We start from the raw sequence: 14,732 nt of genomic DNA on the forward strand, positions 1-14,732 counted from the left end.
TTGTCGAAAATCATATTGAAGATAGTAGAATAAGATAATCAAGGGAATAAGACCGCGTGTTCGTTAACAATAAGAGGCGCTGAAAGGAGATTTCGTATTTTTCCTTTCAGCAGCCTCCCATATTGCTCTTTCAGTATTTTTAATTAGCACTTTTTGAGGCTTCGTCGGTATTACCGTAAACTCCGATATTTATCCTGTTCCCATTGGGGGTGGGTTCCGTTGAATAGTTATCCGCCGGATCCCCAGCATCAATACACGGGCTTGTTAGTTGATCGGTAATCCAAGCCGTCCCGTTCCATCGTCCATATTGTGATTTGAGATGAAAGTCATGATTTGTCCGGTCTGCGAATTGGGGATCTGCAATAATGTTACTTGCGGGTAACTCAATATTGTATGTGTCTCCCTCTGTGTTATTGAAAAAACAATTATAAGAAATTGAAAAAGAATGTGTTTCGGACAAATTATTTCTTATCCCATAATAGCGGTTGTTTGAAATTATATTATTTTTTGCCGTCAACACAAAAGTTAAAGTCTCGGGAGGAGGGTACGAATATACATTGGCTTGTATTATTCCCGAATATCCCGCTCCGTCAATCACGTTATTTTCCACTGTGGCGTCAAATCCGTCAGAGATGATACCGTGCTGTCCCGTATTGTATATTCTATTATGATGAACACTTATTTTGGCAACAGATGATCCGTAACTTCCGGCTCCGAAGATCCATATTCCGTGTGTCTTTGGTTTGTAAATTTCATTGTCGTGAATATTGATCTGATCCATTGAAATATTGCCCCACTTCTGGATTTGAATACCTGCACCGCCTTCGTTGTTGGAGGTGATGTAGTTGTCGTACACTTCAACAATATTTGTATTATACATCCGTATTCCGCAATTTAACCTGGAAGTGATGCGATTATTGTAAACTTGCACATTTTTCCCCTTGTTCACACTAACGGCATCGTGTTGTATCCTGTTTATCGTGTTGTTATAGATTTGGATATTTTCATTGAAAGCAGGGCTGTTACGCCCGATTAAAATCCCGTCGCCGTAATTTCCACTTAAATGCATATTATGAATGGAGATATTACTCCCGTTTAAGATAATACATAAATAATACCGGTCCAGCTTCGGCGGGGTAACAACTCCCGATTCATTCCCGTATAATTGAAATCCTGAAATCTCAATATTCTGATTAAAATCCGACATATTTCCGATTAACGGGATGTATTCGGCCCAATTGGCTCCGTCATGTGGTTGGACTTTCACATCGGAGTCTCCTCTTAGATGGGTATTATCCCCAATTTTCACCGTATCACCTATAAGAAAGGTGAACGGGCCTTTTAAATAAACTGTTCCGCGGCCCAATTGTACGACCTCTCTCAACGCTTTGTTTATGATGGTATCACAGCGGATGTTGTCGGCGGTACAAGAATAATAATTCTTCAGTGCCCCCAGTTGATCATAAACAATTACATCCCCGGCTTCATGAGATCCTACTTCCTCCAGCCATCCGTCACTCAGTGCGGCGGTATATCGTTGACCGGCCGTATAGGTTTTACCGGCCGTGGAAATAAACCCGCCTTTATAGGTTTTATCGCCCACCAGTATTACCGCAGACGTGCCACCCGCTTTTAGATTGGGTATCTCCGCCGGGAGAAAGCCCATATAGGCGGTGAGGCTGTTTTCCGATAAGCTGAACATAACCGCTCCGGACGCAAAATTCATGGAGACGGTTTTTATACCGGTGTCTGTTTCCACCTTCCACTCCAATTTTTTTAATGTTCCCACTTGGGCAGGGACATTAGTCAGGTCGAACTTTACGATGGAACTCATCATTGTTAACCGAATGGCAACCGCCAGATCGGTTACTTCGGTGTTTTCCAACACAACAACTTCCTTCAGGTGTGCGGCGTAGCCATCGGCTTCCTGTTCCTGATTACTCATGGAAGGGTAGGTGACGGCACCGGTCTCCTCATCAACGGTTATTGTGGCCGGATAATACACTTTGTACTTGACGGCTCCGCTAATTGCCGTTCCGGTGAAAGGCCCGGAGGTTTTACCCGGTATACCCGTATAGGTGAATGTCGATTGGCCTTTATAGTTGCCGGAATCATCGAAACCCACCACCAGTAGTTGATCGTCTGCTTCCCAGGTGAGTTTGAGGGAGACATCGTCGTAAGCCACGCGGGTTCCCGTGTCGCCGGACATGCCTGCGTGAATGGTGATCTGTTTCCCTACAGTTTCTTTTGCTGTGGGGACATTCATCATCTCTTCGGCGCAACCGGCGACCAGCAACAATATGACCGTAGCAGGTAAAATACGTTTATACTGTTTCTTCATATAATTTTCTGTTTTTTAGATAGAATACGATACATGACAACTATTACCAGGCGTCGCCGCCGTCGCCTACTCCGGGCAGTTCCGTGCTCCCGCCCAGGATGTGTTGTGAAGTTTCCACTTCAATGATTTCGATTTCGGGGGAAATATACTCTTCCTTGGCCTCGCCAGCTGGTTTATTAGATTCTTCGTGCATAATTTTTTATTGTTTTGAAATGTAATATGAATTTATAAAAGAACTGATTAGGATAGTAGATGACAAGACGTTGTAATTAATAACTTGATGTTTCAATTACTTTTCAAACGGATCCGGTATTTTTACCAGATCTTCCACCAATTTACCTTCATGTTCAAACCTGGCTAAGGTATATACATTCCCATCTTTATCCAAAGCAATTGAATTCACATAGGTGGGACGGGATCCGTCCTCATAAAATACGGGGCCATGGTCGATGTATTGTCCGGTAGGGATATGATATGTGATCAGATGAAGATTTTCTAAACCGCGAGCCGCTCCCATCGATATTTTATCTTTTCCTTTCACTCTCTTTCCGTCTTCATAAATGGGTCCTCCCGTCAGGTAGTACAACGTTTCCCTGTCGTTTCCCAGGTCAAATCCCAGATACCCGTAACTGAACTGGTCGTACATTCCGCTTTTACGGGAAGGTTCGGACGTTATTCTTTCCACTATTTCAACGTTTCGCTTTTTGGGATCGAATTTAAACAGGTATCCCGAATTTCCATGGACACCATATGCCACTTCTTCCTTGGGGTACCAGACAATTGCACGCCAGTTATAGCCCATGCTTCCCGCACCTGTGGGATCATAACTCCCAAAATAATCCAGCCGCAAGTCCACATCTTCCAATTTTTCAATCGTACCGCCTTCGGGATCATAACACATGATATCCCCCTCGGCGGTGGAGTAGTAGACCAGCCCGTCGCGCGGGTCGACAAATATGGATCGGCACAAAACCCTGTAATCTTCACCTATCTTGCCATTTTCACCGTTGGCTGAAACCAATCCCAAGTCTTTCATTTCACCGCTGTTTACATCGTAGTGTACAAAATATCCTTTCGGCCATGTAATGGCATAGATTTGTTTTCTGACGGTGTCCATTGTCATGGTAAGTACACCTTCACCATGAGGTGCAAGGCCCAAATCTTCGAATTTACCGGTACCGAGGTCGTAGGCTAAAAAATGGCCGCCAGTGTAAAGCCCATATCCATCCGGCGCTGTTACAGGCAGACGTTCCATTCCGTCTATCATCTCGTAGTAGCCCACATGGGTGGAGAAATACAGTTTTCCGCCGCTTTCGTAAAAACGGACGTGGCTCTTACCCTGCGCGATAACCTTTTTATCTTTTTCGCCGCAAATTTCTGTCAAGTCGGCCAAAAACCGGGTTGTATCCGCTTGCGGGTCGTAAACGTGAATCTGACCTGCCACATTATAAGGTTGTGAAGAGAGCACGTAATAAATTTTACCGTCGCTGGCGGCGGAAATGGCATTGTAGGTGTCGTGTGCCAGGTCAAAACCGGAAAAGTAAGATGTGGCGGTCAATCGCTTTTCTTCCGATGTTCGTTTTTTTTGACTGTTTACATCTGAACAACCTGCCACTGTCGTTACAATAAGTATTGCAGATAAAATCCTGTCTTTCATCATGATTCATTTTAATTGTTCCTTAATCTTCAATAATCCGGCCATTGCATCTAAAAGCACTTCTTCCGCTTCAGGGGTTACTTTCGCCACCTCCACCTCATAACCTCCCTGGGGAAAGGCTGCGGCGGCGGGGATATATCCAAACCCCAGGTCTCCGTACGCCGCCATGGCGACGAACAGGTCCGGGCGCATTTTTTTTGCGGCCAACTGGTACTCAACCGTTAATTCTCCCGGCATAAAGAGAATGCGCGCCCTATTCGCAATTGCCAGGCATTGCAAGTCAACTTTTTTTTCTGACTTGAACCGCTCCCAAAGGAGTTTGCCGGCCTTTACGGAGTCGAGCGGCAAGGAGACCGGCTCGACGCTCCATTCGATGTCGGAAGCTGCGACAGGGCTTCGTCCGGTATTCTCCCACGCTCTTTTCATCCCGTCTGCCACCCTTTCAGCCAGAACACCCCTGTTTTCGTGCGAGCCGTCGTTGTACTTGCCTGCACCCACGTTTCCGCCCGCTCCCGTGAAATAAACCTGTAACGCGTCGGGCAGGGCAAGCTGCCGGTAAAAACGGGCTATGCCGGGGTAGTCGGGATTGGGCACGCCGGTGCCGTAGTAACTTTGCGGGTGGGTGGCGTAGAAGTTCAGCACGGCGACTGGCTTGTCCCCATTCCAGAAGCTCAGGGCGGACAGCATCGGGTCAACCAACCCTTCGGGCTCGGCGCGTAATGTGGAATCCTTGCATGTCGTCCAGCGCATGGCTTTCACCTTGCCGTCGGTTCCGAGGATCCGACGGTTGGAGGCCACCCGATGCACCTGCGCTTCCCCCAAGCCTATGTGCGTTACGGGGATTGAGTTTTCAAGGGATTGAGCCACAGCCATCTCTAAGCGATGGATTACCGACAATGCAAAGTTGTCGTTCAGATAATCGTGAGGGTAGGGGGCATCGTGCTGATGGATTACATGCACGGCTACCCTTTCGGGTGTTGTTTCGGCAGCCCGGGCAAGCGAACGCTTGAACTCGTCGTAACAGTCGTTCGCTATGCCGAGCCAATCCAAAGAAACCAAAACAACCGGCTTCTCAGAGCCGGACAAAACAATCCCTTTTGCCCGGAGACCCAAATCCCATCCGTTTTTTACAACCCCATAGGGCATCTTGTAATCAATAGGGGGAGTCACATCCAAATCAAAAACGGAGATCTTCAACCCTTGGGACGTATTATTCAAATCATTTTTCTTTTCCTGTGCCGATATAAAAAATATCGGAATGGAAAAAGTCATTACAATCAAAAATATGATGGCTCTCATGATTTTTTGTTTTTAATTTTTTCAGCATTCAGATATACCTTTTCGATGGCGGATGCTATATTTCCCATATCCGATTTGGACCCCAGCAGTATGTTCTGCGGGATCCAGACCGCCAACTCGTTGCACAATTTCTCGTTCAGTGGACACCTGTTCTCCTGCGCATACTTATCGTAATCCAGCTGTTCAGCCGAATAGAATTTCCGGTAATATTTACTTTCAAATGCATTTTTCAAATAAGGCATCTTGTTTAATTCCGTATATCCGCCGGAACAGGGAACGCCCTCGGCATGCAACGCTTCCATAAATTTATTTCGGGGCAGTTCTTTAAAATATTCTTTATTATACAAGAATGGAAATAAATGAAAAGCGGCTTTCGTAACATTTTCATATAATCTATAGGGTACGATTCCAGGAATTTTTCCAATCAGCGATTTAAGATATTCTGCATTTTGGTTCCTTATTGTGGTCTGCTCTTCCAAACGTTCGAGCTGTGCCAGCCCGATGGCCGCCTGATATTCGGTTATGCGTAGTTTTGTTCCGATCATCACGGTGCCGACCCCTATTTGGCCTGCGGTAGAACCGTACGGGTTCCCGTAATTGTGATATGAAAAGCAACGATCCATAAATGCATTGTCGTCACTGATGATTGCCCCTCCTTCACCGATCGGCATATTTTTTGAGGTTTGAAAGCTGAAGCATCCCGCATTCCCGAAAGTCCCGACCTTTTTTCCGTTAATCTCCGCCAGCCATGCCTGACAGGCATCTTCCACCACCAGCAGGTTATGTTTGCGGGCAATACTCATAATCCGCTCCATGTCGCAAGGGAGCCCAAGAATGTGGACGGGCAGGATTGCCCGGGTGCGGGGAGTTATCTTTTCTTCTATTTTCGCGGGATCCATCTGGAAAGTTTCGGGATCAACATCCACGAAAACGGGAATGGCACCGTTGAACAGGATACATGATATGGACGCGATAAAGGTATAAGGCGTAACCAACACCTCGTCTCCCCATCCGATCTCCAGCTGCGCCAGGGAGGCGTTGAGGGCGTTGGTGCCGTTTACGACAGCCAGGCATCGTTTGGAACCCAGCAGTTGCGCCCATTTTTTTTCAAATTCATCTGTGACTTTATTTCTCGACCAAACACCGCTTCGCATCACCTCCAGCAACCTCTTCTCATCGGTTTCCGGTTTCCACACAGGCCATGAAGGCCAGTCGTGGGAGGTTATCAGGGGGCTTCCACCTAAAACGGCGGGCGTATTTTTGTTTATCTCCGTACAACTTGCCAGCACCCTGCTTGTCGTTCCCGCTCCCATGACAGCACCTGTTCCGGCAATTAAATTCGTTTTTATAAATTCACGGCGTGAATAGCTTTTTGCGAAAAGTTTCATAGTTACCTATTATTTTAATTTAACTTTAAAATATCCGAAAATATCATTCATCTCTTTATCTGATTTGCTTTAACTTTTAAAATATTCCCCCAGTCTTGAGCCGACGGGCAGCAACTAAAACGAAGCCCTTTTAACCACCTGCTTTGTATATGATACATGAGCGGTTTTCCTTTTTCGTATGGCATGACGACGCGATGCTCATTGGGTTGTTCGTCCAGTCTTGCAAACCGGTCGGCAGGAAATATCACTCCCATACCCATCCATCCGATTTCCGGATTCTGGAATCCCCAACTTCCCATGATTCCCGCTTGAGGATCGAATAAAAAAGTTTCTTGAAGTAAAGAAGTCAGACCGATACCCATTTCTATTTTTTCTCCTTCGGAATTACCTTCCACCGTCACTTCAATCCGGCAATCTTCCCGCCCTGCAAAAGCGGTCGGTCGGATCCTTACTTTATAAGGTTTACCCGAGACGATATGCTCCGCAACAAATTCAAGCGTAACCTCTTCCGACGTTTCTCTAATCAGACGACCTGTAAATGTAGGTGTATCACGGCCGGATTCGATGCGGATGGGATGCGCCACACCATCCACATAAAGAATCAATCCTCCACAACCGCTGCTGTTCCCTATTTCGAGAATATCCATCCCCCATTCATTCCTGTCGTAATGATAATTTTCTTTCGTGATTTCAGCAAAACGGGGAAAAATCAGTTGTTTTGTCCTTTTTCCGAACAGATCAAAATGTCCTTCATAAAATCGGAAAGCGGCATCTTCCGATTCCCAGCGCCAGTTTGACGACGGATTTTCCATCCATGCCACGCGCCGGCGGCAAGGCTGACTCCTCCGGCGATCATTCCACTCACGATAATCTTGTACGGGCGTTTCCACCCCGAACTCTTCGCATAGTAATTCAATCATCGACTCCATGTCATTTTTTCCCCGGGCAGTGTAGAAAGCTTTCCAAAAGGAATCGGTTCCCGCTTTCAGCTTTTTAAGAGTCACAATTTGACGATCGCAAACAAGATTCAGATAAAATAGGGTGGATTCGTCACTGTTGGTAACTCTTCGGGAAACATCGCCGGAAAAATTTTCATTTTCCATGTTCTTTTGTACCAACGCCCATATAGGGTCTTCCGCCACGTCATTCCTTGTTGATTTCAGTACGGCCATCAACGCTTTGTTCAATAGATATTTTCGGGGCACCATGGAAGCAAGCATCGGTGCATAGACCGAATTCAGACCGTCAAAAGTCCACGGTACCGGTTTCACTTCGGAAATGTCGATATCCCATGAATCGTCAATAACGCCGTTGTGGCCGATATCCAAAGTTATTTTATCCAGGATGCCGTCGTTGTCGGTGTCCAACCAGTTGTAATACATGTCTGACTCGTTGTCTCCATCGTAGTCCACATCCATCCATGCCTTGTCGGCATATTTGATATGTATCCGGTAATCGGCCGGGTTGAAATAAAATTCGTTAGGTGCCGAGGGTTGAAGCACCAATTCATACCGTTTGTTGTAAGGTCCGCAATCGGGTCCCCCAACGCGCGGCATATAAAAAGAGGTGTCGAGCGACGCGGCGGCGATGACGCCTTCCCATCGGTCGATGGTGTCATTGGCTTTGTTCCATGCCCTGTTCAGATCTATTTCATCCCATGTGAGCAGAACCCGTCCCCACGTGATTTGTCTCAGGTAGTCGGTAGCCGTTTTCCTGTTAAGCACCCAACCGGTTGGAATACCTCGTATGACCATTGTTTCGCTCTCATCACCGGTTATCTTTAGTGTCGCATCGGTTTTAGCAGGTGTCCAACCGGGCGCCAAAGCCGTTATACCTGCATCGAAATTGCGGGGTTGGGCCAATGTGCCGTCATTATCGGCATCAAAACTCCAACGAATACTCCAAATATCGTTGCCATGACCGGCTACACGGATAACTTCTTCTGCCACTCCGTCGTTGTTCCGATCGTAAAAAAGGAACGGATTTTCAGAGAAAGGTATCCAGCGGTTTTTATCTGGATCATAGTAAAAACTGCAAAAAGACTCGTCGCCGCCAAAATGTGTTCTGTATTGACACAACGATTGATCGTATACATAATCTACGTCATACCACAGCAGGTTGTCATCGCCATCATCCCTGCTCCACCAAACCCGTAATCCATTTTTGGGGTCGTAGAAAAACATTCCCATACTGTCCACATCTCCGTCTCCATCAATATCTTCATAATCTATCACGGCATCAACCAAGCCATCGGCGTTCCAATCTGCTATCCAAAGATCACCGTATTTGTCCGGTTCCTTTCCTGCTTCCAGATTTCCATTCTCATCAATCACCTTAACCAATATCGGAAGATTGTTTTTATTGTGACGCCGATCGTTGTCGATAAACCATACCTCTTCCGGTTTCCCGTCGCCGTCTTTGTCCACATAGTGACGCTTTCCCGGCGTGTCGTTCTTCACTTTTGCAACCATGGCAGGATCTAACCTGGCGGCATCGCCGAAAACCTGTTCGAACGCTTGTTGTTTCGAAATTTTAAGGTCCGAAATCACGTTTGGTGTGACACCCTTTGCCGGCGATCTGTTTTCAAAAACGTTTTCTCCGAGTGCCTTATTTGCCACGAAGAATAGGAAAAGGAACACAATGGAAAAAGATATTTTCACGTACAAATACCTTTCTCTATTTGTGACTCCTGGGTTCGAATAAAACATACCTTCAACTTTTATGATTTGTTTGATATGAATACTGTTTCTATCATCATACCGAATATGGTTTTGTTACTCTCTATCGGTTTCAACTTAATTTTTGGTTGGTCTGCCTTCATCAATTATCTCTGTCAACGGAGGTATATTTAATTCATCACCCGGATATCCCCTATTCTGGTTGATAACCCCCATCGTGTTTGTAGTGATAACTTGTATTTCAATAGGCCAAAATATATATCTTGGAGTTACAATGTATTCGTTTGGCCCAATTTTACCCTCCTTGAACCAGGTATTACGACTCTTTACACGATCGTACCACCAGTTATTCTCGTGGAGATTATCAAGACTATAACCGCCAATCTTATTACGGGCCATAATGTTGGCGACCCGTACCATCTCGGAGTGCCGGAACTCTTCTAAGTATAGTTCGCGCATTCGTTCATCGAAAATATAGTCTATATCTATATCGGCTGCTGAAACGGGTAGCGCATTGGCTCGTTCTCTTACTTTATTAATATCTTTGGCAGCATTCTCTTTGTCTCCTTTCCAGAAATATGCCTCTGCCCGAAGAAGGTATGTTCCACCCAGTCTAAACATGTACGAATCGCCATTGCCACCATACGGTACTCCCTGGTAATCGTCGGCATGAGGGTAATAGGTCTTGTAATATGCCATCGGCCAAAGCCGCAAACTGTCGTACTTGTTGGCAAGATACTGGAAATTGATCGGCTTTCCGTAGTCAACCGACGCGGGATTGTTGGAAAGTATTTCATTGGATTCCCACCAGCATGCATCCGAACGTCTCAAGTCGGGGGTCGATTTCCAAGTATGACCGAATTCTTCCCAAAGTTCATAACTAACCCATCTTGATTGATAAACATCCGAATTGGCCCGGCCTAATGCTTTGTATTGAGGACCTTCCGGCAATGTGGCTCTCTTTCCCTCGCTGTCAAGCACCCATGGCCACCACCACTGGCTGTGGAATCCGCGCATGGTGATTCTCCATGCCTTGGTATCATCAGGTCCATCCACTCTATCGATAAGATTCCATATCGTTTCTTTATTGGTTGGGATGGATTTGTTCACGGGGCGATGCAAATCCCAAATTAAATTATACTCCGGATTATCGGCGTCAGCACCGAAACGTTGGGTCATCAATTCGTATGGACCGTTTATCACCTCGGTCGCCGCGCTGATGGATTTGTCGTATTCCGAGTTGGCCAAGTAGAGCTTTGCAAGGAAATGCAGGGCCACGTAGCGATTCAGTTCACCTGGTTCCGACTTTTCCGGTAACCACTCTTTAACAAATTCCATATCCTTGATGATTTTATCAAGGATAGCCCAGCGGCTATGCGTGTAAAAATCCAACCTGGCTTCCGTTAATTCGTAGCCGATATAGGGTACATCACCATAGCTTGTAATTAGCCTATAGTACCACCATGCCCTATAAAACATAGCTGAAGCCAATATGAAATTTCTATCTTCTTCTTTATCCCATTCAATATTATCAATCCTGGAAATGATAACATTTGTGTCTTTGATATAACCGTAAGTCTTGCTGAACATTCCCAAAACGTCATGAACAGTCGCCTGCGAAGAGGGAGTCATTTTGGTATAGTCGGTTAAATTAAGTCCATATCCATAATCTGATGTGGCATATTCCAACTGCTGGTTATTCCATCCGCCATAGAGTTCATTCTTGACCATCCGTTTACAGCTAATTAAACCTGCTTCAAATCCCTCCTTGTCAACATACACGTTTTCAGGGGCATAAAATGAGAGGGGCACAGGTTTCAAAAAGTCCTCGCTGCATGAAAACTGCATGAAAACTGCAGTCAAGAAAACGCAGACAAATTTTCCGTAGAGAAATAAATGGGACTTATTTGTGCTTATATTTATTTTTTTCATGTTGTTTGTTATTTCTTATTCGTGATATATTATATATTCGTTTAGAGAGTGATATCAACTCCGAAAGTGACCGTTCGGGGCATGGGGGTAGTAGCACCCGTTTCAGGATCAAACCCCGGCCACTTGGTGAATGTCAATAAGTTACGCCCGGAGATGGAAAGACGTATACCCTGTATGGATAGGAGTTTGTTCAACACATTTGCGGGAACGTTATAGGAAAGGTTGACATCCTGCACCCTCAAAAAACCGGTCGGTTTGTATATTCCAATTCCACCACCGTATCGGGCTAAATTATCTGGATAATCAAGTTTAGCAAACTCGCAATCGGGATTTTCCGGTGACCAGTGTCCCCAATTCCAATCATTACGCTGATTATAGGTATCTTTACTATTCGTAACAGGCATAGAACGAATGTGACCTAAATCGGCACGAATAAAGATGGAAGCCGTAAAATTCTTAAAGAAAGTAAAATCATTGGTCAATCCCCAACGTTGTCTGGGTTTGGTATAACCGATAAATTTTTTATCTTCAAATTGTGACAACTTATAATCTCCATTAACATCGTCCACCTTATAATCTCCCGGTTCCAGGTTATATTTAGCCGCTTCTTCTGACTCAGCTTCTTGCCAGATACCCAATCGGTCGTAGTCCCATACCACATCCAATGCCTGTCCCGGGAACCATTTGTTCTGAAAGTCGGGCAACTCACCGTGTTGCTCCTTGTTAAGCAATGTAAAATCACCCATATCACCCCACAATTCTTTAATTTTGTTTCGGTTGAGAGAAAATACGAGAGTGCTGTTCCAGGAGAAATTAGGATTTTTTACATTCACGGTATTGATGGTGAAATCAATTCCTCGGTTACCCAATAGTCCCAGGTTCGACATAATACTCTCAAATCCGGTGATTTTGGGCAGTTGTCTGTTCAGTAGCAAATCTCCAGTTGTGGCATCATACATATCAAGGGTTATGTCAATACGATCCTTTAACAGTCCCAAGTCAAATCCGATATTGAACGCTTCGGTACGTTCCCATCGAAGGTAAGGGTTGGCAAGCGTGGTATTATATACACCTGTTTGAATAGCACTGCCTGTATAGTACCTCCTCGAGCCCATCTGTGCCAGTGCTGAATAGATGCCAATTGAGCGGTTACCATTTTCCCCCCATGACACCCGTACCTTTAAACGGTTTAAAATATCATTTTGGGGATAAAAAGGCTCTTCGCTTACTCTCCAGGCAAGAGCGAAAGCGGGGAATACGGCTCTCGGATTGCGCTGGCCGAATGCAGAATAACCGTCACGCCTTACGGAGGCTGTCAACAGGTATTTGTCGAGCAGGGTATAGTTCAACCTTGCCATCAGGGCATCACCTGAGCTTTGGGTGTCATTACTGCTAAGGCTTTGGTTTGCTCCAAACTGCAGTCCATGATACGTAAGGTTCTCGTTGGGAGAGAAGGTGCTGGCATTTAGTTCAGATCTCCAACTCTTGGATTGTTCAGCATTTGCCAGCAAAGTGATGTCAAAATTATGGACACCAAAAGTGCGGTTCCATTTTATCAGGTTGTCAAACATCCAGGCAAATTCATTCGTATGGTAACGATATCCGTACCCTCCCGTATAAGTCGTTTTTCCTGTGAAAGTGTTTGTAGAATAGTAGTTGGCCTCTTTAGTGACGGCGACACTGGGATGATAAGAAATTCGATAGGTAATGCCAAAAGGCAATTTGAATTCGGCAAACAAGACGGAAAAAAGTGTATACATATCCTTCAACTGATCAGTACCATAATGATCCAATAAAGGATTCCTTGCAGCTGAATAATCATTGGGATACCAGCGAATTGAGCCATCGCCTTCCCACATGGATCCATATGGACTCATATATGCAAGTTCACGCAGATTTGCTTGAACTCCTCCTTCGTCGCGATAAGCGAATTGTGTGTTTGTACCTACTTTCAACCAATCCGTGATATTCAAATCAAGATTAATTCTACTCCGTATAGACGAGAACTGGTCTCCTTTTATAATACCTTCATTTTCCTGATAACCCAAAGACCAGTAATAATTCAGGTTATCCGTAGCTCCGCTGGCGCTTACCGTATAGTCCTGACGAATACCTCTTCCTATCACCAGATCATAGAAATTGGTGGTTGTACCCGCCAAGTAGTTTTTACGTTCGATGTCCCAAGCGCCTATCCTGTTAAACCACTCCGTGAGCGGATCGGGATTGGGATTTTCCACATAACCGAGCCATTCGGATATGCTTATATTATCCGGCAAATCTTGGGGACGCCAAAAATAGTAGTATGGTAAATTTCCATTGTTTCTTTCGTACAGATTGTCCCGATGCATGTTGAAATAATCCATCGGATCATCGTTCGGCCCCATGCCGTACGGATAAACATTATTTGTGGGATTTGATATCCCGACACGTGCTGAAAAGTTAATGGTGGGTTTACCGCTTTGACCTCTCTTCGATGTGACGATGATTACTCCCGCGGCTGCTCTTGAACCAAAAATAGCCGCAGAACTGGCATCTTTCAAAACATCAATTGATTCGATATCATTGGGATTGATATCCTTTATACTACCCGGATAGATAACCCCGTCCAATACGATCAACGGAGAGGAAGAGGCCGAAATGGACGATGGTCCGCGAATCTCCAAAGATCCTCCGCCTGCTGCGGAGCTACCCTGAGAGGAATAGAGCCCGGCTACTGTACCGTTAAGAGATTCGGTAAGCTGGGTAGAGGCTATTTTACTTATCTGATCGCTACTTACCCGTGACACTGATCCGGTTAAATCCCTTCTTCTTACCGTTCCGTAACCTATCGCTATCACTTCTTCCAAGCCTATTGATTCTTCCTCCATTACAACATTGATCACTTTTCGATTGCCTACGACAACCTCAAGCGTGCGCATCCCAACGAAAGAAAAAACCAGTGTTGCATTCTCAGAGACATTTGGCAAAACATAGTTGCCATCAATATCACTGATAGTTCCGCTCGATGTGCCTTTCACTACTATAGTTACACCCGGCAACGGTTGATTGTCCACAGATACTACCTTGCCTTGTACTGTGACACCTTGCCCAAACATACCTAAAGGAAGACATAGTAAAAAGAAAATATTCAAGGTCATTTTCTTTAATAATGCCATTTGATTAAAATTTCTGTTCATCATTGGTGATAATCTAATTTGTTAAGAGTTAAAAAATAATTCGAATAAATGTAGAATAAATCTATGGGTAATATATATTCTACATAACCAAGCAATTTACTTTGCAAATGGGAGATGTTATTAAAACCGAATAATAATTTGCAGAGCGTCGTCATATTTTAAAGAACCCTGATCGTTCTTGATTTCCACATGAAAAAATAGCTCTCAAATTTTTTTATTTTTTCAGATTGTGGATTTCACTTTTTTATTATTACTTATCTT

Annotated in this window: 8 protein-coding genes; all 8 read right to left on the bottom strand. The window is 44.9% G+C overall.

From position 1 onward, the window contains the following. Positions 1–139: 139 nt before the first annotated feature. Positions 140–2,341, bottom strand: a complete 2,202-nt coding sequence (locus D7D25_RS11915) for a right-handed parallel beta-helix repeat-containing protein (protein WP_122969172.1) — start codon at positions 2,339–2,341, stop codon at positions 140–142. A gap of 43 nt (positions 2,342–2,384) precedes the next feature. Further along, on the bottom strand, positions 2,385–2,534 hold the full coding sequence (locus D7D25_RS18040; protein ID WP_158602607.1) for a hypothetical protein: 150 nt from the start codon (positions 2,532–2,534) through the stop codon (positions 2,385–2,387). Positions 2,535–2,630: 96 nt separating this feature from the next. Next, complete coding sequence (locus D7D25_RS11920; RefSeq protein ID WP_221408005.1) at positions 2,631–4,001, bottom strand: hypothetical protein; 1,371 nt, start codon at positions 3,999–4,001, stop codon at positions 2,631–2,633. 3 nt (positions 4,002–4,004) lie between these two features. After that, positions 4,005–5,297 carry a hypothetical protein gene (locus D7D25_RS11925; protein ID WP_221408006.1) on the bottom strand — a complete coding sequence of 431 codons (1,293 nt, stop codon included), beginning with the start codon at positions 5,295–5,297 and terminating at the stop codon, positions 4,005–4,007. Beyond that, positions 5,294–6,685, bottom strand: a complete 1,392-nt coding sequence (locus D7D25_RS11930) for a DegT/DnrJ/EryC1/StrS aminotransferase family protein (protein ID WP_122969173.1) — start codon at positions 6,683–6,685, stop codon at positions 5,294–5,296. Before D7D25_RS11930 ends, D7D25_RS11925 begins: the two co-directional genes overlap by 4 nt. Positions 6,686–6,732: 47 nt before the next feature. Beyond that, a complete protein-coding gene (locus tag D7D25_RS11935; RefSeq protein WP_255417288.1) occupies positions 6,733–9,345 on the bottom strand; it encodes a DUF4861 family protein in 2,613 nt (870 codons plus the stop codon). A 135-nt stretch (positions 9,346–9,480) separates the two neighbouring features. Then, positions 9,481–11,175, bottom strand: a complete 1,695-nt coding sequence (locus tag D7D25_RS11940; protein ID WP_221408007.1) for a RagB/SusD family nutrient uptake outer membrane protein — start codon at positions 11,173–11,175, stop codon at positions 9,481–9,483. A gap of 161 nt (positions 11,176–11,336) precedes the next feature. After that, positions 11,337–14,450: a SusC/RagA family TonB-linked outer membrane protein gene (locus D7D25_RS11945; RefSeq protein ID WP_221408008.1), complete on the bottom strand. Its 3,114-nt coding sequence runs from the start codon at positions 14,448–14,450 to the stop codon at positions 11,337–11,339. Between the last annotated feature and the right edge of the window lie 282 nt (positions 14,451–14,732).

Source organism: Proteiniphilum sp. X52, assembly GCF_003712195.1.
GTDB lineage: Bacteria > Bacteroidota > Bacteroidia > Bacteroidales > Dysgonomonadaceae > Proteiniphilum.